Source organism: Pseudomonas sp. 05L36 (assembly GCF_056398125.1).
Genome location: NZ_JBFTOU010000009.1, coordinates 15,848 through 35,227, shown reverse-complemented (window position 1 = coordinate 35,227; position 19,380 = coordinate 15,848). Strand labels below are relative to the sequence as shown.

Sequence of the window (19,380 nt, the reverse complement as noted above, 5' to 3'; positions counted from 1 at the left end):
CGCGTATGATTCGCGGCTATTTTGCGCGTGACGTTATTTTTGGTCAGGTAGCAAGCAGTACATAACATCCAGGGTGTCGCCGGGTTTCCTGCATTTACATTAATGGAATTTGATTGTTGTTCAGCTTTTGGAAAAGGGCTGGGGATGAATAGGGCAAGTAGCAATGCGTAAGAAAGTTGCAATCATAGGGACGTCGTTCCGTTTTCCAGGCTCTACTTCTGCAACTTTTTGGCCGCACCTACTGGACCGGCAGAGCTTTATTACCCAAGCGGATTTTTCTCGCTGGTCCAAGGACGAGTTCCTGCACCCGGACAAGGCAAACCCAGCAACGTCGTACACGTTTGCTTCCGGTTCCCTGGGCGATATTTCTACTTTCGATGCTGGATTCTTCAATATTTCTCCTCGTGAAGCGGCGGTCATGGACCCTCAGCAGCGTTTATTGCTGGAGCTTGGCTGGGAAGTGTTCGAGAACGCCGGTGTCAAACCGTCGAGCCTGCGTGGCAGCGATTGCGGTGTTTACCTGGGGATCGCCAGTGTCGACTACGGCTATCGTCTGACGCATGACATGTCGACGATCGATGCGGCAACCGCCACCGGTAATACCTTCAGTATCGCGGCCAACCGGCTATCTTTTTTTTATGACCTTCAAGGCCCGAGCATGGCCATCGACACGGCGTGCTCTTCTTCCCTGATGGCCTTTCACCAGGCTTGCCAGGCCATTCAGAACGGCGATATCGAACAGGCGATTACCGGTGGTGTCAGCCTGCATCTTCACCCTTTTGGCTTCTTGATCTTTTCCAAGGCTTCAATGTTGTCGCGCACGGGGCAATGTCATGTGTTCGATGAGTCTGCAGATGGCTATGTCCGTTCTGAAGGCGCGGGGCTTTTCTATCTGAAGGATTACGACAAGGCGATCGAGGACGCAAACCAGATCCTCGCGGTCGTTGCCGGCAGTGCGGCTAATACCGATGGGCGAAAGTCGAGTTTGACCGTCCCGAGCGCGGATGCGCAGATAGCCCTGATGAAGCAGGCCTACGACAGTGCTGGCATCAGTGCGACAGACATTGACTACCTGGAAGCTCACGGTACGGGCACGCCAGTCGGCGATCCTATCGAGAGCCGGGCTATCGGTGAGGCGCTGGGGCAGCAGCGCCCGGCGGATCAGCCACTGCTGATCGGTTCGATCAAAAGCAATATCGGGCACCTTGAGGCAGCCTCGGGTGTCGCCGGTTTGATGAAGGCGCTGTACTGCGTGATCGAACGCAAGGTGCCCGCCACCATCGGCATCAAGAAGCTCAATCCGAACATTCCTTTCGCTGACCTCAACCTGAGTGTGGTCACTGAAACCCAAGCGCTCAAACCCAGCGGAAAACTGGTGGTCGGTGTCAACTCTTTCGGTTTCGGCGGGGCCAACGCCCACGTCATCCTGGAAAGTCCGCCACAGGCGCCGCAGGCCCCGCGCCAGATGGGGCAGTCAGTGCCGTTGATTGTTTCTGCCAAGGACAACGCAGCCTTGGCGGCCCAGTCCGAACAGCTGGCGCAATTTTTGTCCGGGCCGGACGCGGCAAACCTTTACGACGTGGCCTACCAGTCGATGTTTCGCCGCGAGTTGCTCCCGCAACGGGTGGTGGTGTTCGGTGCGGATGCTCAACGCAGCGCTCAGACGCTATTGGATTTCGTCACGGAACCGGGCGTTCCGGCGTTGTCGGCGGTACTGGAAAGTGGCCGTGTCCTGGATCAGGCAAAAGGGCCCGTGTTCGTCTTCTCCGGTAATGGATCGCAGTGGCAGGGCATGGGCAAGTCGTTGCTGGCCGATCCGGTTTTCCATCAGGCGGTTGCCGAGGTGGACGCGGTTTTCCATGCGCTATCCGGCTATTCGTTGATCGCCGAACTGGCGGTCGAGCTGGGTGATGACCGCTATCAGTTGACTGAATTTGCGCAACCGGCGTTGTTTGCATTGCAAGTGGGTGTCACCCGCATGCTGGCTGAAAAAGGCGTAGTACCGGTGGCCGTCATCGGCCACAGCGTGGGTGAAGTCGCTGCCGCCTGGGCATGCGGAGCACTGACGCTGAACGACGCCACCCGTGTGATCTACCATCGCAGTCGCCTGCAAGGCTTGACCAAGGGCTGCGGCAACATGTCGGCGGTAGGGTTGTCGGGGGCGGACACTGCGAGCCTGTTGAAGACGCTCGACCTGGACAGCGAGCTGGTCGTCGCCGGCGAGAACAGTTTCAAGGGGGCGACCGTCGCCGGCCAGGTGGCTGCGCTAGAAACCCTGGAACACGCGCTGACCGAGCGTCAGGTATTCGTTCGCCGACTGGGTCTCGATTATGCGTTCCACTCGCCGGCCATGGATGTGATCGCCGATCAAGTCATCGACGTGTTGAGCGACATCGTCCCGGGTCACGCCAGTATTCCAATGTATTCGACCGTGACCGGCGACGTGCTGGCCGGTGAACATCTGGACGCCGGGTACTGGTGGAAAAACATTCGTTATCCGGTGCTGTTCAAGTCCGCCAGTGAGGCGCTCGCCGAGCAGGGCTACAACGTATTCGTGGAGGTCGGCCCGCACCCGATCCTGCGTGCCTATGTGGCCGATGCGATGGCCAGCCAGGAGCTGGAAGGGGTTGTGATCCCGACGGTGCTGCGTGGTGAAGAAAATCCGCAGATGATTGATCGTACGCTGGCGAAGGTACTGATTGCCGGTGTCGACATCGATCTGCAATGCCTGTTTCCTCACTCCGGCCGTTTCGTGCAATTACCCAATTACGCCTGGCAGCGCGAACGTCACTGGCACGCAGACACGCCCGAGTCTTCCGGCCACCTGAGCCGAGAGCGCGTCCATCCGCTGTTGGGTTATATGCTGCCGGAGCATGAATTCACCTGGGACAATCGCCTGGATACGCAACTGTTCCCGTCACTGGGCGACCACATGGTGGGCGACTCGGTGTTGTTCCCGGGCGCGGGTTTCACCGAAGTCGCACTCGCTGCTGCATTGCAGTATCAACCCGGTGAGTATGTGGAAATCGAAGAGCTGGAAATTCACAGCCCGCTCTTGCTTCACTCGGATTTCAGCAAAAAGGTCCGTGTGATGATCGACACTACCGACGGTGCCCTTTCCATCGTGTCGCGCAGCACTGCCCAGGCTGAGCCGTGGGTGCAGCATGTGGTTGCCAGGCTTGTGGGTGAAGCGCGCGGCGGGTTGCTGGCCAGCACCGCTCCAGTCGTTCCAGCGCGCGCTCCTGATTTCACCTCGTCCGGGCACCTGGCGCTGACCCGTGCGGTTGGTCTCAATTATGGCCCGGCTTATCAAGCCGTCGAGGCAGGCTGGATCGACGGCAACCAGGTGTTGGCGCGGTTGACGGTCCCGGCCCCGATCGAGGCTGAACTCGCAACGTTGAATGTGCACCCGGCACTGCTGGACAGTGCCTTCCAGTTGATCACCCAACTGTTGGACCAGGAGGCTGACAGCCGCAAAGGCCTGGCCTTTATCCCGGTGAAACTCGGGCGTATCGCCTTCGCTGCTGGCAGCCTGCCGCCTTGTCTGGCCCAGGTCACTCTGGTACGACGTTCAGCGCATTCCCTGTTGGCGGACTTCACGTTGTACGACGTCCATGGCCGCGCGGTCATCTGCATCAAGGACGCCCGTTTTCGTGGGGTTAGGCTGCACAAGGATCGCAGTGGCGACATCAAACTGGTGGACTTTGTCGGGGTTGCCAAACCCTATCCTGCGAATGAACGCGCATTGCCATTGGCGGACTCACGGTTGGAGGCGCAGTTGCAGCAGCACCTTTGCGCTGTCGCGGATGATCCCGGATTGCTCCGTTATGCCGATGAAATCGACCCTTTGCTCGAGGGTCTGTGTGGCAGTTTCGTGCTGGAAGCCATCGAGAAGCTGGGCGGTGAGCTGACGCTGCAGCAGCGCTCCACCTGGGAAGCAGGAGTTTATCTTGACCATCTTCTTGAGCAAGCGCTGGAGGATGGCAGCCTGGTTGCGACAGGCGATGGCGGCTGGCAGCTTGCCGATCAAGGCGAGCGAGCGAGTGCGCAAGACATCTGGCAGGAACTGTTCAGCAGCTATCCCGAACACTTCCAGATCATTCATTCGGTCGGCCGGATCGGCATGCATCTGCTGGAGCTGATCAGCGGTCAGGTGAAGATTGCGCAACTGCTGCCACGGGAAACCACGCCCGCCGCATTGACCCGCCTGGTGCTCGGCGCGTCCGGTCACCAAGCGTTGCTGAGCGGTCTGCGAGAACATATCGCCCAACGGTTGAGCGCTCTGCCTGACGGGCAGCGCCTGCGTATTCTCGAACTCGGTTTCGAGGGGGCACCACTGGCGGCAGACTTGTGTGTCGGCCTGGATTTTGACCGGGTCGATTATCAGTACTCTGCGCAGAACATTGAAATTGCGTCGATGCTCCAGGCTGAGCTCCCGGAGCTTCAGATACTGAGTCTGGAGGCGTCGGAAAAAATCGCCCGGGTGCCGGCGAACGACTTCGATCTGGTCCTTGTCGCCACCGACCTGGCACCGCTGGAAGCCGTCAGTCAAGGCTTGCACCATGGCGCTGCAAGGCTGTGTGCCAACGGTGAAGTGCTTCTGTTGGCGCAACACCCTGCGCGTTGGGCGGACTTCACATTTGGCGCCGAACCTTCCTGGTGGCTGGCCCGACAGGGGCAACAGGCGTTAGCGGTGCAACAGCCCCCGGGATTCTGGCAACAGGAATTGCGGCGTCATGGCCTGAAGGTGTCCGAGCCGCTGGAGTTCATTGCGGACTCGGCGTCTGGCTGCTATCTGTTGGTAGCCGCCGAAAATTGTGCGAAGACCCTCGCGGTTGCACGTGAGTATCCGCGCCAGAGCTGGTTGCTGGTAGCCGATGGGCAAGGTCCTGAAGCACCGTTTGCCCGGGCACTCGCCTCGATGTTGCGCGAGCAAGGTCAAGAGGCCGCGCTGCTCGCGCCTGGCTCGGCATCGGATCTGGCGCAACAGTTACGTGAACGTCCAGCGGTGCCTCAACACGTGGTAATGCTGGCCGGCCTGTTCGCACCCCAAGGGCTTGATGCCCAGGCTGACCGCTGCATGCACGCCGCAGCCATCACGCAAGCCTGTGAATCGGCTGGCGTCGCTGCGGATTGCTGGTTGCTGACCTCCGGCGCCGCCATCCATTTGTTACCGCAAGGCAGCCGCCTGGATACGACTGTGCAAGGCATTGCCGATGCTGCCTTGTGGGGCTTCGGTCGGACGTTGACGAACGAAGCAGTCGGTTGTCGAGTTCGTCTGCTCGATCTGGCGATTGGCGCTGGCGTCGAGGCCCTGGTGCCGGCACTGCTCAATGCGGATGAAGAAACCGAACTGGCGATCAGCGCGGCGGGCGATCGGTATGTCGCACGGCTGCGAATCCAGCCCGATGAGTTGCCAGGCAGTGCGCTGCTGGATGCGCCGACGCAGATCAGGCTCGGCTTCGATTTGCCGGGGCAGCTGCGCAATTTGCGCTGGGAAGCACGAGCGCCGCTGGTGCCGGCAGACGATGAATTGGATATCGAGGTTCAGGCCACGGGTTTGAACTTCCGCGATGTTATGTACGCGTTGGGTCTGCTGTCTGATGAAGCGATCGAAAATGGCTTCTCGGGCCCGACGCTGGGCTTCGAGTTTGCCGGTGTGGTGCGCGGTAAAGGGGCGATGGTCGAGGGTGATTTCCAGCCGGGCGACCGTGTCGTCGGTTTTGGTCCGTCGAGCTTCGCCAATCGCCTGATCACCAACGCCAACGCTGTGGCGCGCATTCCTGAAGGCATGTCGTTTGAAGCGGCGGCGACCATTCCGAGTACTTTCTTCACCGTGTATTACGCCGTGCATCACCTGGCGCGGCTTGAACCGGGAGAGAAAATCCTGATTCACGGTGCAGCGGGCGGCGTCGGCATTGCCGCGATCCAGATTGCAAAATGGTGCGGCGCCGAAATCTACGCCACGGCGGGTAGCGACGAGAAGCGCGATTTCCTGCGCCTGTTGGGCGTCGAGCATATCTTCGACTCGCGTTCGCTGGCGTTTGCCGATGACATCCTGGCCATTACCGATGGCCGCGGCGTGGACGTAGTACTCAACTCCCTGGCGGGTGAGGCCATCAATCGCAACCTGCGAGTACTCAAGCCGTTTGGTCGCTTCCTCGAACTGGGCAAGCGCGACTTTTACCAGAACACCAAGATCGGCCTGCGGCCGTTCCGCAACAACATCAGCTACTTTGGCATCGATGCCGACCAGCTAATGAGCGAACGTCCGCAGCTGACCCGTCGGCTGTTTGGCGAAATGATGGCATTGTTCCGCGACGGCATTTTGAGTCCGCTGCCTTATCGCGCCTTCGATGCCAATGAAGTCGTCGAAGCATTCCGCTACATGCAGCAGGCCAGGCAGATCGGCAAGATCGTCGTCACCTACCGCACACCGATCCAGCAGGTTTTCCACGCGCCGGTGGCGCAGGCTCAGGCCTTGCAACTGGCCGCCGACGGCACCTACCTGGTGACGGGCGGGCTCAGCGGTTTCGGTCTGCGTACCGCGCAATGGCTGGTGGAGAAGGGCGCGCGTCACCTGGTGCTGCTCGGTCGTCGCGGTGCTGCTACCGAAGAAGCGCAGCCGGCGCTGGCGGCGTGGCGCGAGCAAGGTATCGAGGTGCAGGCGCTGGCTTGCGATATCACCGATAGCGCTCAATTGCGCAGCGTGCTGGCGAGCATCGAAGCCTCCAAGGCGCCGTTGCGGGGCATCGTGCATGCTGCCACCGTGTTTGATGATGGGCTGATCCGCAACCTCAGCCAGGAGCAGTTGCAACGGGTGCTTGAACCCAAGGCCAAAGGTGCGCAATACCTGCATGAATTGACGGCCCATTTGCCGTTGGACTTCTTCGTGCTGTTTTCCTCGGCAACGACCTTGTTCGGCAACCCGGGGCAGGCCAACTACGTCGCCGCCAACCATTGGCTCGAAGCGTTGGCGCGTCATCGCCTGGCGCAGGGGCTGCCGGCAACCAGCGTACTCTGGGGAGCCATCGATGATGCGGGTTTCCTGGCGCGCAACCAGGACATCAAAGATGCCCTGCAAAGCCGCATGGGCGGTGCTGCCCTGCAGTCGCAAGCGGCACTGGAAACCCTGGAGCGGTTGCTGTTGCAGCGGCGTTCGGGGCTGGGCGTACTTGAGCTGGACTGGAAAGCACTGTCGCGATTCCTGCCGGCAGCCGGCTCGCCAAAATTCAATGAGCTGGCCAGATTGCACGGTGGTGAGCAGGACGAAGAAAGCGATGTCGACGATATCCAGCGGCTGTTGACCGAAATGGACGACTCCGAGCTGATCGAACTGTTCGGTGAAATGCTTAAACAGGAAATCAGCGAAATCCTGCGTTTACCAACCAGCAAACTGGACGCCACGCGACCGCTTCAAGAGCTGGGGCTGGACTCGCTGATGAGTGTCGAACTGGTGGTGGCAGTCGAGGAGCGATTCGGTGTGCGTCTGCCGGTAATGGAACTGAGCGAGGCGTCAAGCATCGGCAAAATCACTGTTCGAATCCTTGAACTCCTGCGAGGCAATCAGGATTGCGATGTGCAACCGGATACCGAACATAACGGGCAGACGCTGACGAGCGATACGCTCGCCCGTCACGGGGTCGACATTTCCCGCGACGACATTGCGCCGTTGAGCACCCAGGATTTGAAACCTTCACGTTTGATTAATTGATCCGGACCATGACCAATAAAACCACGCCCGGGCTTGCCACTTCGATGAAGGACAAGTTGATTCAACAGGCCCTGGAACGGCGACTGCGCAAGATCGGCGATTGCGCTCCAAGCCCTTCACTAGAGGGCGTCAAAGGCGCCCCGCGCGAGGGCTTTGAGCAGTTTTGCCGATTTGATCAGCACCCTGGCTATCAGCATTTGCGCATCATGCTCGACGGGGCTGCGCGCTTTGGCCTGGCCAATCCGTTTTTCAAGTTGCACGAAGGTTTGGCGGGTGCGGAAACTGTCATGGGCGGTAGCCGCTACGTGAACTTCGCCAGCTACAACTACCTGGGCTACTCGGGGCATCCGGTGGTCGTGGAAGCCGCCAAAGCGGCCATCGATCGCTATGGAACGTCAGTTTCCGCCAGCCGTCCGGTGTCGGGCGATCGTCCGATCCATCGCGAGCTGGAGCAGGAACTGGCCCGGCTCTATGAGGTGGACGACGCTATTACTTTCGTCAGCGGCCATGCGACGAACGTGACCACCATTGGTTATCTATTCGGTCCGCGGGATTTGATCCTGCATGACGAACTGATCCATAACAGCGTTCTCCAGGGGATTCAATTGTCCGGCGCCCGGCGTCTCGTCTTTGCCCACAACGACTGGGAAGCGGTTGACCGGGTGTTGAGCGATCAGCGTCAGCATTTCGAGCGCGTGTTGGTGGTGCTCGAAGGCATCTACAGTATGGATGGCGACTTCCCGGATTTGCCACGCTTCGTCGAACTCAGGAAGAAACACCAAGTGTTGCTGATGGTCGATGAAGCGCATTCACTGGGCGTAATGGGACAGACCGGCAAGGGCATCCGTGAACATTTCGGTCTGGCCGGCAGTGACGTGGATATCTGGATGGGCACCTTGAGCAAAAGCCTGGCCAGTTGTGGTGGCTATATCGCCGGTGAGTCAGCGCTGGTAGAGCATCTCAAGTTCCTGGCGCCGGGTTTTCTCTACAGCGTCGGCATGCCGGCACCGGTAGCTGCGGCAGCGTTGGCGGCATTGCGTTGTCTACCTGAGGATGGCGAGCGCGTCACAACCTTGCAGGCGCGCGGCAGGCAATTCCTCGAGTTGGCCAGGGACGCCGGCCTGGATACCGGCACAAGCACCGGTCTGGCAGTGGTGCCGATCATCACCGGCAGTTCGCTCAAGGCTACCCAGTTGTCCAGCGCGCTGTCCCGTCGAGGTATCAACGCCCAACCCATTCTTCATCCGGCGGTGCCCGAAAAATCGGCTCGTGTACGCTTTTTCGTGTCGTGCCTGCACACCCGGGAGCAAATCGCCGAAACCGTTGCCATTGTTGCGCAGGAACTTCAAAAACTATAAGCCGAGCAGCCGAAAGATCGATGCAACGGCGGAAAGCACCTGCGCCAGTAAGCCGGCTCCTACAGCCAGATGGCATCCCACAGTGAGTAGTCATGCACCCGTTTGACCAACCTTGCGCGTAATGGGTTGGCAACGATGTAGCGGGCTACTGCCTGCAAATCTTCTTCGCGACGAATCGCTCGGTCGTGGAAACCTTTCTGCCACAGCTGCCCCTTGCGTGCCAGACAGGTATTCACTGCTCTCGCGCTGCGGGATTTGGTGGCGAGCATCAACCCTGGCAACGTGCTGTTCCTGAGCTCGAGCAACCAGTGAAAGTGGTCGGGCATCACTACCCAGGCAAGGGAGTTGGCCCGTTCCTCTGTCTGGGCCTGACGAAATTGATCCACCACCAAACGCCCCACACGCCAGTCACTGAAGAGCGGTTCACGCAGATGGGTGACTGTGGTGAGCAGGTAGATCTGCCCGGATTGAGAGTGGCGCCCTGTGCGCAGGTGGCTGGCGTGTAGACGAGTGGGCAATCCGTTGCCCTCCTTTGTAGGTCGGAAAGGGTAAGGCTAGTGCGCAGATGAATTTACGTCGTATAGGTTTGGGGCCGGATGTGACAGGACTACCGCCTTCGCCGGCAAGCCGGCTCCTACAGGGAATGTGTGGACACAAAAAATGACGGTGTGTACGCGTTTTTGCAGGCGCTGGCTTGCCAGCGAAGACGGCCGTGGGACGTGCAGCGCCATCAAAAACGCCTTCGCCGGCAAGCCGGCTCCTACAGGGAATGTGTGGACACAAAAAATGACGGTGTGTACGCGTTTTTGTAGGCGCTGGCTTGCCAGCGAAGACGGCCGTGGGGCATGCAGCGCCATCAAAAACGCCTTCGCCGGCAAGCCGGCTCCTACAGGGAATGTGTGGACACAAAAAATGACGGTGTGTACGCGTTTTTGTAGGAGCTGGCTTGCCAGCGAAGACGGCCGTGGGGCATGCAGCGCCATCAAAAACGCCTTCGCCGGCAAGCCGGCTCCTACAGGGAATGTGTGGACACAAAAAAATGACGGTGTGCGCACGATTTTGTAGGAGCTGGCTTGCCAGCGAAAACGGCCGTGGGGCATGCAGCGCCATCAAAAACGCCTTCGCCGGCAAGCCGGCTCCTACAGGGAATGTGTGGACACAAAAAATGACGGTGTGTACGCGTTTTTGTAGGAGCTGGCTTGCCAGCGAAGACGGCCAAAAGCGCAATACAAGTTTCAAAAACGCCTTCGCCGGCAAGGGATCAGAACATGCGTCTGAGGTAGCGGTGAATTTGTCGATAACGTGCGCAGCTGTCGAACAGGCCGGCTTCAGTATGGGAGTTGTACTCCCGGGCTTGATGGGGGCTGCACGGCAGGCCGCGAATCTGAACCAGTGGTTGCTCATCGCCACCCGGTGATTGCAGCATGCCCGGGCTGATGCGCCATAGCGGCACGCTGTGGGCCTCGGCACGGGATTGCAGATCGCCGGGTTCGCTGGCTCGCCACACCAACAGCTTGCCGGTTTCGCCGACTACGGATTGCATCAGCTCGGCACTATCGCTGACGAACGTCAACCGGCCCCATCGGCTTTTGAGCAGGGTGCGGATCGCCGGCCGCTGTCGGTGTGGCACACCCAGCAAGGTCAATGTCCCCGCGAACTGGCTGTCCTGGTGTTTTTGCCGGGCCAGTTGACGGGCCACAGTCATGACATCGCAACGCTGATCGGTCAGCGGGTCGACGTAGCGGCAATAGCGGATGTACGCCGCCGCCACCAACTGCTCAAGGTTCGGTCGGGCCTGGCGACGGGGGATTGCCTGGCGATCATCGGTCAGGCCCCAACCGGCGTAGAACGGCAAGCCGAAGCAGGTGACCGGGATGCCTTGAATCAAGGCCTCGAGCCCGGCCTGACTGGTACCTACATAGACCCGCTGCGCCCGGCGCGCCAGCGAGGCCCAGGACATCTGGCGACTTTCCAGCGTCACGCCCCGGGCAAGAGCGGCGTCAAGCAGGCAACTTTTTTTGTGGCCGTTGATGCAGTCCGGGTGAATCCGCACCCGCACGTCCGCCTCGGGGTGTTGCGCCAGGGCTTCGTCGAGCATGCGGATAAAGTCGGCTTCGCACAGCCCGCCGCCGGGGATGGAGAAGTCGCCATAAGTCTGGTCGACCACCAGAATCAGCGGCTTGTCACGGCCCAGCGGGTCGTCGTCGCTCAGGTCCGGTGCGTTGTTGTATTTGCCGATGCCACTGCTGCGCATCAGGGCAATCAGCTCCCGTGCGGTCGCCTGCTCCGAAGAGCTCAGGGTCTGCGGGGTTTGCAGGATGTTCTCCAGCCGTGACGGGCGATCGGCCAGGTAGTGAATGCCAATGGGGTCGACCACCATCGACATCGGCGTATCGCCTTCGACGCCCAGCGAAGATGAACGCAGGAAGCCATCCTCCAGTGCGACGTAGGGAATGCCCCAGCGCTTGCACAAGACCCGGGCATGGTCAGAGGAACTTTTGTAGCCAATTCCGGCAATCGCCTTCAAGCCTGCGGGGCGCTGCCGGCTGCGTCGCCACAGCCAATGAGGCTGGCCTTCGGGGTCGAGAAACTCCTCCAGATGATGGACTTTCCACATCACCCACTGCGACATGATGCCCACCCGGCCGGGACCATCCACCAGCGATTCAAGGGGTACGGATCGATTCATTTGCGGGCTGCTCATGGATGGGGCGATAGTCTGCGGCGCAGGTTGATGACCGTCGGGAAGGGCATCACGCGGCTCAGCCAGTTCGTTGGAAAGGTGTGTATCGGCATGAAGGCGTGGCGGGCATAGAACGCCCTGGCCGCAAGGTTCTTCACCTGCACTTCCAGCTCGATTTTGGTATGGCCAAGGCTGAGTGCCTGATCAAAGGCGACCTGCAGCAAGGCACTGGCCACCCCCTGGCGCCGTGCGGCTTTGCGCACATGCAAGCCGTACAGATAAAAACCGTAGTACCACTCGCGACACTCGCTGATCACGAACAGGCCATAACGCAGCGAGCCGCCCAGTCGCCCGAACTCGCGAACGAATGGCCGGATGCCCGGTGAAAATGGTCCGCGGCGTTGGTGTTTGAACGAGGCGTAGCCCACCGGTGTGCTGTCGTGATAGGCCAGCAGGATGCGGTCCCAGTTGATCGACTGCGCGAGCAGGCGATGGCGGCAGTCTTCATCGCCGAGGATGAACGCCAACGAGCCGCGCCCCGCGGTGATCCAGCGCGCAACCGCAGGGTCGCGCTGCGCAAGGCTGGACGCGAGAACCACCTGCACCGGCTCACCCCGGGTTTCAGTCATCGGCAGTAGGGGCCAGATGGTCGATAAAGGCCTTGGCCAGATGCTCGACTCCGAGGTCTGTGCAGGCATTGGCACTTGGCGAAGTATTGGACCAGATGAAGTACTCGGTATCGCCATTCGGTGCCTCCAGGGCGCCATAGACGTCAGGCAGGATCGGCACATGGTCACCGAAAAAGCACAGCCCGGTTGGTGTGCTGCGGGTCAGAAAATGTTCACGCAGCTGACCGAGCATGCGGTCGGCATTGCTCAAGTGGCGCACGTACGGGGCCAGATCACGCAGGCTTTCTGGTAGCGGCCGGTCGAACCACTGCGGCAGGTCGCCGGCTTCGACATTTTCCAGGTGCAGCGGGCCGTGGTTTTCCATGGTGATGGCATGAATAAACAACGGCTGGGTACGGGACGGATCATCAAGCAGCGCGCTGATCTTGTCGGCCACCGCGCAGTCACCGATGAACGGGCCGGCCTTTTGCTGTTCGGTGAAACTGCGAACGTCGATGAATTCGTCGAAGCCCAGTGCAGGCAACACCTTGTCCCGACCATAAAAACTGCCGACATAAGGATGCACGCAGACCGTACGATAACCCTGGCGTTTGAGCGCCTTGGCGATGCTCGCAACGCCCTGTCGCGCCAGGTGGCGATAAGGGTTGAATCGATGGACGCCCAGTTGGTCGACCTTGATCCCGGTGAGGAAGGCAAACTCGCTACGGACCGTGTTGGCGCCCCACGCGGCGACTTGCAGACGACCCTGGGCCAGCGCCTCGGCCCGCAAGGTGTCGAAGTGGCTGAGCACCTGTGGACGGATGCCGGGCCACAGCCTGCGCGCATCGAAGAACGATTCGCTTTGTACCGATACCAGGTCCGGCAGCACGGTGTCGGACGCCGGGCGTGGCAGCTCATCGGCAAACGCCGAGTTCAGTCGATTGAGGTCCACCGGGCGCCGGGCCGCGATAAAGTACGTCCACAAACTGGCCGCCAATCCCCAGCGACCGAGGTCGAGGCTGGCGTCGAACGTCGGGCGCAGTGGCTTCAAGCTGCCGAGCATCAGCAGTACCAAACCGCCCAGCAGCGTGCTCGTCGCCACGACGCGAGCATTGCTGCCCACCGGTTCGAAATACAACCCGCACGCCAGGTAGGCGATAAACAGAAGGGCCAGGCCGATGGCTTTGCCAATGCCGAAGAACGGCAAGTACAGGCGTGGAAAGCGTACGGCGTCGCTGAAGTATTCGAAATCGGCGCAGACGAATGGCTCGCGCAGCGAATGGTATTTGGCGTTGCTCACCAGCACGATCAGCAGCCACAGCGCCAGCACGTTGACCGCACTGAAATACGCGCGACCGCTGATCAGGTACAGCAAGCCAACGGCGAATGCCCAGGCACCGCCATGCAACAGCCAGCTGCGAAGCGGACGGGACCAGGCGGTACGCGGCACCAGGAGCATTTCGATTGCGCAAGACAGGAGAAAACCAGGCACTACAACCGAGCAAAAAACGTTATTCAAAAAATCAGGCACCGTAATCCAGCCACCGCAAAATGATCGACGACAGTCGTGGCGGGATGACCCCCAAAGCCCAGCACCCAAGGTTCAGCGGGAACGGAAAGCTGATGCGCGCCTGGTTCGCCGCCAGCCCGCGCTGAATCCGTCGCGCAGCCTTGTCCGGGGTCCAGAGCAGCGGTTTTGGTCCGGGCATTTCAAAGCACATTTTCGATTCGACGTAGCCCGGCATGATCACGTTGATCTTCACACCATCGGTTGCCACCAGGTCGCGCATGGCTTCGCCATAAGCCTTGATCGCTGCCTTGCTGGCGCTATAGCTCGGCGTGGCCGGCAGCCCCCGCCAACCGGCCAGCGAACTGAACAGGGCGATCTGCCCGGACTTGCGGGCACGCATGGCCGGCAATGCGGCCTGCACCGTGGCAAGGGCTGCCAGCACGTTGATTTCGATCAGCGCCTGGGACAGCTCCCAGACTTCGCCTTCGCCGTTGTCGCCGGTGGACGTATTGACCCCGGCACCGACGATGATCAAGTCCGGTTGCTCGGTGACACTGATCTCGCCGATCCAGCTGCGCAAGGCGTCCAGATCCTGAACATCCAGCGGTTGCAGCAGTACGCGAGCGCCGGCGGCGCGGCACTGGGCGGCCATTTCTTCCAGGCGGTCCAGGCGTCGGCCCTGCAGGATCAGCGTAACCCCCGGTTTCGCGTAGGCGGGTGCCAGCGCGCCACCGATGCCGCCTGTGGCGCCGGTGATGAGAATGCAGCGTGGAGACTGTTGTGACGTCATAGGTACTGTTCGATTTTCGAGGTTTTGGCCATCAGCACTTCCAGGGAATTGTTCACCGCCATGTCGATGCCGCAGCGGGTGTAAAAGCCGCCGTTGACTTGCGTGGTGTGAATGACCGTGCTGCGAAAGCGCTGAAACAGGGTGGAGTCGGGAGGCTCCGGGTTGTCCCAGAACTCATCGAGACCGCCCTGGTGGGTCAGGCCCTTGAGGTTGTAGATCGGGTCGCTGAGGGCAATGGTCGGCACGTTGTGCATCAGTGACGAACCACCCACGGTGCTATTGACCGTGACTACGCCAGCGACATGCGACAGCAGTGTCGGCATGTGGCCGCTTTCGAGGAAATCCACGCGATCGGCAATGCCGAATTTGTCGGCAATCCGCCGGGTGATGCGGTGGTAGTTGACGATGCCCGGCGTCAGCGGGTGGTTCTTGACCACCAGCCGCGCATCGCTGCCGGCATGGCGGGCAAACGAGCCCAATACGTGTTTCAACACATCCTTCATATGCTTGAAGGGCGAGTGGTCGCGGATCTGCGCATCACTGTCGAGTTGCAGCGGCAACAGGAAGGTTCGGTGACGGCTGCGCGCCACTTCACTGATGACTTCGGAGTCACGGCCCCTGGCGCTGACCAGGCGCAGGCCCTGGCGAACGTAGCCGGCATACTCCACGGCCGCGTTGAACGGGGCGTGGGTTTTATAGTGGGGGAACACCACTTTGTTCAGTGCGCCGCCGACGTGATACATCACATCATGGAAGGCCCTGGAGGCAAAGGACAGGCGGAATGAATTGCCGTTGTGATAGCGCGGGATGTACTTGCCCACTTCCCGATACCACTGCGGATCGCGGGGCAGTAGCGAGTGATTGTTCACGCCATTGCGCTCAAGGGTGATCCAGTACGGGCGGAAGTAACCCTCTTCGAACACGTGTACGCGAATCCCCAGAGACCTGGCCAGTTCCACCGCCGGTTGATGCACGGGGCGGCAGTCACCGAAGAGCACCACATCGGTAATCTGGTCGGCGCTGAAACACTGGCTGTAGAAGTCCTTCAACTGCTCGGGGCGCGCCGAACAAAACACGCGCGCGCCGCTGCCGTACAGGGTGTCGCCCATATTGAAGCTGATGGACTTGACCCGTTGTCCCTCGGCCCGCAGCGCTTGCACCAGACGCGCGAAAAACGGCGAACTGACGCCCTGCAAAAACAGGAACGAGTTGCGTGGTTTCACCGATACCAGGCGTCTGGAGCGCTGCATGGGAACTAAAACTTCCTTGGCGACGGTCTCAAGACGGTAAGGAGCAAACGCTGAATCATCTCTCGCCATGTTGGAGTTCTTCCTTGCGCAGGTACTTCATCCCAGTTCTGAATCTCGATTAACGTACGTTCGGGGGTGGTGAATCTTCGGGTAATGCGGCTGACATAAGTCGGGTAGCGAATCAGGGTCGCGGCCACCAGTTCGTCCAGGCTCAGGCGCCGGGTGCGACGCGCCTGGACCTGCGGGCTGAGGTCCTGATCGTGGGTCAAGCCCCAGCCGGCATAGAACGGCTGGCCGTAAGTGGTCACCGGCACGCCGCGCAACAAGGCTTCGAAGCCCGATTGCGAGGTCAGCACATGCACCTCATCGACCTCGGACAACAGCTCGTGGAAGGGCACATCGCCCACCACCTGGTTGCACCATTGACGGGTGTGTTCTTCGTCCTCGCCAGCCTCGCGTGTGCCGGCCAGCACTTCAGGGTGCGGCTTGTACAACAGCCATGCCATCGGGTGGCGGGCGCGCACTGCCTTGAGCAAATCAAGATTGCGCCGGATGCGGTGCGCGCCGTAACGGATCGAGGCGTCGGACTCCACTTGCCCCGGCACCAGAATCACCTGCTCGACACCCGGCGGACGTTTCCACGTGGCACCGGGCAAGTTGTATTTGGTCACTCCGGTGGCGCAGATCGCTTCGCGCAGCGCCGCCGCCCGCCGCAACAACTCAGGCGGGCACGACTGGTTCTGCAAGAGCTGTTCCAGACGCGAAGGACGCGTGGCGTCGTAGTAGATGCCCAGGTCGTCGAATACCCAGGACAGCGGCCGGGTTTTCTTCGCGCCCAGGCCGACAGAACGGAGGAAGCCATCTTCGACGCGGCCCAGGTGGTTGGCAGTGTTCTGTTGCGCCAACGCCGAGTCGTGCTGGCAACCCCAACTCACCACCATTGCAGGGGGCTTCGAACGTCTGGAAGGTGCGGCAAATCGGGTGGATGAACCATTGAAAAAGTCCAGCACCAACGGCCGTTTCCACTTGCTGAAACCAACCATCTGCAAGTCCTGCGGCAAGCGACTGCGCATCCGTCTCTGCAACCCCAGCCACGCCAGCACGGTCTCGGGTTGGCACGGCGCGCCCGTCTCCGGGTCGACATAACGCGGGTACTCCACCAGCGCCGCATGCACCAATTGCTCAAGACTGACCGGCTGGCGCCGCTCGGGGGCGGGCAGGGCATCCACGGTCAAACCCCAGCCGGCATAGAACGGCATGCCAAAGGTGCGCACCGGCACGTCCCACAACAGTGCATCGAAGCCCAGTTGCGAGGTCATCACATACACGGCCTGAACTTCGCTCAGTAACTCGGCAGGATGAACATTACGGCTGATCACATGGACGCGCGGTCGTTTGCTCAGCGCTTCAAGATCAAAGTGGCCTTGCTTGCGGCCTGCCGCGACATCCGGGTGGACCTTCACCACGACAAAGCTCTGAGGATGCTCATCGAGTGCAGCCTGGAGCATGCGCTCAAAATCAGCCTCGCCGGCGCCCTGAAGTGAGGCATCGCCCTTGGTCTGGTCAGCGACCAAAACGCAAGGTTGCGGTAAATGGCATTGTTCGATGCGGGCGCTGTTGTACTTGGAAACGCGCTCTTCCCGCCAACTCGCCTGCAAGGCCCGGGCGCGGAGAGTCTGAGATTCACTCAAGGATGTCGGGATCAATACTTCCAGGCGCGACGGATTATCGGCATCGTAATAAATGCCCAGGTCATCGACGATCAGCGACAGCGGCGGCTCATCCGCGCCAAGGCCCACCGAACGCAAAAAACCATCCTCTACCGACAGCACAGGCAGACCGGCTTTTTGTGCTTCCCGTTGGGCAAACAGGGCGCTTGGCTTGCGACCCCACGCCAGCAACACATCGGCCTGAGTGACGTCACGAGTCGAACCAGGCAGCAATCGATAGTCGGGCAACAGGGCGGGAAGCGTGGCAACTTGCTGGGCGCCTTTAGACAGCACCAGCAAGCACGGTCGATTCAGGAGGTTTTTGTCCATAAAAAACAGCAGATGTCCGTAGGTGACGCACTCGCTTGCGAGACGCGCAAAAAATCCAAAGCGTCTCAGGCAACGCTCTTCGATAAGTGGGCGCGGATGATAATACAAAGCCGACAATTTATAACGATAAAAGTGGGAGATTGCCTACAAACATTGGGTGTTGCTCAGGGGAGGGGGCACTGCCGGCGCTGAGTAGTGCGGTATGACTATTGGCACCTGAAAGGCGAGGAGTCCTTGCGTATCCTCTGTGACAGTCGATCAAAAGGGGGCGACATTAAAAATTTCCAACCGGCAACTGCCATGTTCGAGGTCTCGGTGACACAGAAAAGTGACTATTTTTCCTGGGTTGATAGAACGTTAGTTTCCGTCAGGCTATTGAGTCGTTAACATACGCGCCACTTAAATCAAGGATCGATCGATTTCCCATGAATCACCTTCCAATTGCCAAAGAAGCGCTCAGCGCCCAGGCGCAAGCCATCAGCCAACTGGCAGAACGCCTGGACGGCGAATTTCAGCGTGCCGTTGAACTGATTCTCGGTTGCAAAGGCCGCGCAGCGGTCTGCGGTATGGGGAAATCGGGCTTGATCGGTCAGAAAATGGTCGCTACCTTCGCCTCCACTGGCACCCCGAGCCTGTTCCTGCACCCGGCTGAAGCCTTCCACGGCGACCTGGGCATGCTCAAGCCAATCGACGTGTTGATCCTGATTTCCTACAGCGGCGAAACCGAAGAAGTCATCAAGCTGATTCCGAGCCTGAAGTCCTTCGGCAACAAGATCATCGCCATGACCGGCAATGGTCAATCCACGCTGGCCAAGCACGCCGATATCTGGCTCGACATCTCGGTCGAGCGCGAGGTGTGCCCGAACAACCTGGCGCCAACCACCTCCACCCTGGCCACCATGGCAATGGGCGATGCCCTCGCGGTGGCCCTGATTGCCGCACTCGACTTCAAACCAATGGACTTCGCCCGCTACCATCCCGGCGGCAGCCTCGGCCGCAAACTGCTCACCCGCGTCAGTGACGTGATGCACACCAACATCCCCAAAGTCAGTCGCGACACTTCGTTCCACGACTGCCTGCTGGTCATGACCTCCAGCCGCCTGGGCCTCGCCCTGGTCATGGACAACGAAAAACTGGTCGGCATCGTCACCGACGGCGACCTGCGCCGGGCGCTGCTGAATAACCCGGGCGTGATCAACGAAAGCGTCGCCAGCTTCATGACCGCCAAACCGCATACCGTGAAAGCCACGGCGCAGTTGTGTGAGGCAGAAGCCTATATGCAGGATCACAAGATTCGGGCGTTGCCGGTGACGGCAGAGGGGAGTGATGAGGTGGTGGGGGTTGTGGAGATTTTTGATTGATCGATCGTTTCAGGTGGCTGCAAGTGGTAGCAATGGAGTGCCTGTTACTGATGGGTAGTGCTGATAA

Annotated in this window: 10 protein-coding genes; 3 read left to right on the top strand and 7 right to left on the bottom strand. The window is 60.2% G+C overall.

All coding sequences use genetic code 11. The features are described 5' to 3' along the window. Positions 1-163 precede the first annotated feature (163 nt). Both AC1DKH_RS12210 and AC1DKH_RS12205 read left to right on the top strand, forming a co-directional pair. The gene (locus AC1DKH_RS12210; protein ID WP_477798287.1) at positions 164-7,714 is read left to right on the top strand and encodes an SDR family NAD(P)-dependent oxidoreductase; all 7,551 of its coding nucleotides are present in this window, start codon (positions 164-166) and stop codon (positions 7,712-7,714) included. 8 nt (positions 7,715-7,722) lie between these two features. Continuing rightward, complete coding sequence (locus tag AC1DKH_RS12205; RefSeq protein WP_477798286.1) at positions 7,723-9,072, top strand: aminotransferase class I/II-fold pyridoxal phosphate-dependent enzyme; 1,350 nt, start codon at positions 7,723-7,725, stop codon at positions 9,070-9,072. Positions 9,073-9,131: 59 nt separating this feature from the next. Here the strand turns inward: AC1DKH_RS12205 and AC1DKH_RS12200 are convergent, their stop codons facing one another. The 7 genes from AC1DKH_RS12200 to AC1DKH_RS12170 form a co-directional block, all read right to left on the bottom strand. Beyond that, positions 9,132-9,590: an REP-associated tyrosine transposase gene (locus tag AC1DKH_RS12200; protein ID WP_477798285.1), complete on the bottom strand. Its 459-nt coding sequence runs from the start codon at positions 9,588-9,590 to the stop codon at positions 9,132-9,134. Between the two features lie 743 nt (positions 9,591-10,333). After that, positions 10,334-11,761 carry a capsular polysaccharide export protein, LipB/KpsS family gene (locus AC1DKH_RS12195; protein WP_477798284.1) on the bottom strand — a complete coding sequence of 476 codons (1,428 nt, stop codon included), beginning with the start codon at positions 11,759-11,761 and terminating at the stop codon, positions 10,334-10,336. A gap of 11 nt (positions 11,762-11,772) precedes the next feature. Next, positions 11,773-12,384 (bottom strand): GNAT family N-acetyltransferase, encoded by a 612-nt coding sequence (locus AC1DKH_RS12190; RefSeq protein WP_477798283.1) that lies wholly within the window; start codon positions 12,382-12,384, stop codon positions 11,773-11,775. Beyond that, complete coding sequence (locus AC1DKH_RS12185; RefSeq protein ID WP_477798282.1) at positions 12,377-13,822, bottom strand: LTA synthase family protein; 1,446 nt, start codon at positions 13,820-13,822, stop codon at positions 12,377-12,379. The genes AC1DKH_RS12190 and AC1DKH_RS12185 overlap by 8 nt, the downstream gene beginning before the upstream one ends. A gap of 64 nt (positions 13,823-13,886) precedes the next feature. Further along, the gene (locus AC1DKH_RS12180; protein ID WP_477756434.1) at positions 13,887-14,663 is read right to left on the bottom strand and encodes an SDR family NAD(P)-dependent oxidoreductase; all 777 of its coding nucleotides are present in this window, start codon (positions 14,661-14,663) and stop codon (positions 13,887-13,889) included. Further along, on the bottom strand, positions 14,660-15,913 hold the full coding sequence (locus tag AC1DKH_RS12175) for a capsule biosynthesis protein (RefSeq protein ID WP_477798281.1): 1,254 nt from the start codon (positions 15,911-15,913) through the stop codon (positions 14,660-14,662). The genes AC1DKH_RS12180 and AC1DKH_RS12175 overlap by 4 nt, the downstream gene beginning before the upstream one ends. A gap of 5 nt (positions 15,914-15,918) precedes the next feature. Then, the gene (locus AC1DKH_RS12170; RefSeq protein ID WP_477798280.1) at positions 15,919-17,952 is read right to left on the bottom strand and encodes a capsular polysaccharide biosynthesis protein; all 2,034 of its coding nucleotides are present in this window, start codon (positions 17,950-17,952) and stop codon (positions 15,919-15,921) included. A gap of 425 nt (positions 17,953-18,377) precedes the next feature. Between AC1DKH_RS12170 and AC1DKH_RS12165 the strand changes: the two genes are divergently transcribed. After that, entirely contained in the window at positions 18,378-19,313 is a 936-nt protein-coding gene (locus tag AC1DKH_RS12165; protein ID WP_477798279.1) for a KpsF/GutQ family sugar-phosphate isomerase, read from the top strand. Positions 19,314-19,380 lie beyond the last annotated feature (67 nt).

Bases quoted from the DNA above. Each gene is read 5' to 3' on its own strand.
- AC1DKH_RS12170 (WP_477798280.1), bottom strand. From the start codon at position 17,952: ATGGACAAAAACCTCCTGAATCGACCGTGCTTGCTGGTGCTGTCTAAA.
- AC1DKH_RS12175 (WP_477798281.1), bottom strand. From the start codon at position 15,913: ATGCAGCGCTCCAGACGCCTGGTATCGGTGAAACCACGCAACTCGTTC.
- AC1DKH_RS12195 (WP_477798284.1), bottom strand. From the start codon at position 11,761: ATGAATCGATCCGTACCCCTTGAATCGCTGGTGGATGGTCCCGGCCGG.
- AC1DKH_RS12180 (WP_477756434.1), bottom strand. From the start codon at position 14,663: ATGACGTCACAACAGTCTCCACGCTGCATTCTCATCACCGGCGCCACA.
- AC1DKH_RS12190 (WP_477798283.1), bottom strand. From the start codon at position 12,384: ATGACTGAAACCCGGGGTGAGCCGGTGCAGGTGGTTCTCGCGTCCAGC.
- AC1DKH_RS12210 (WP_477798287.1), top strand. From the start codon at position 164: ATGCGTAAGAAAGTTGCAATCATAGGGACGTCGTTCCGTTTTCCAGGC.
- AC1DKH_RS12185 (WP_477798282.1), bottom strand. From the start codon at position 13,822: ATGCTCCTGGTGCCGCGTACCGCCTGGTCCCGTCCGCTTCGCAGCTGG.
- AC1DKH_RS12205 (WP_477798286.1), top strand. From the start codon at position 7,723: ATGACCAATAAAACCACGCCCGGGCTTGCCACTTCGATGAAGGACAAG.
- AC1DKH_RS12165 (WP_477798279.1), top strand. From the start codon at position 18,378: ATGAATCACCTTCCAATTGCCAAAGAAGCGCTCAGCGCCCAGGCGCAA.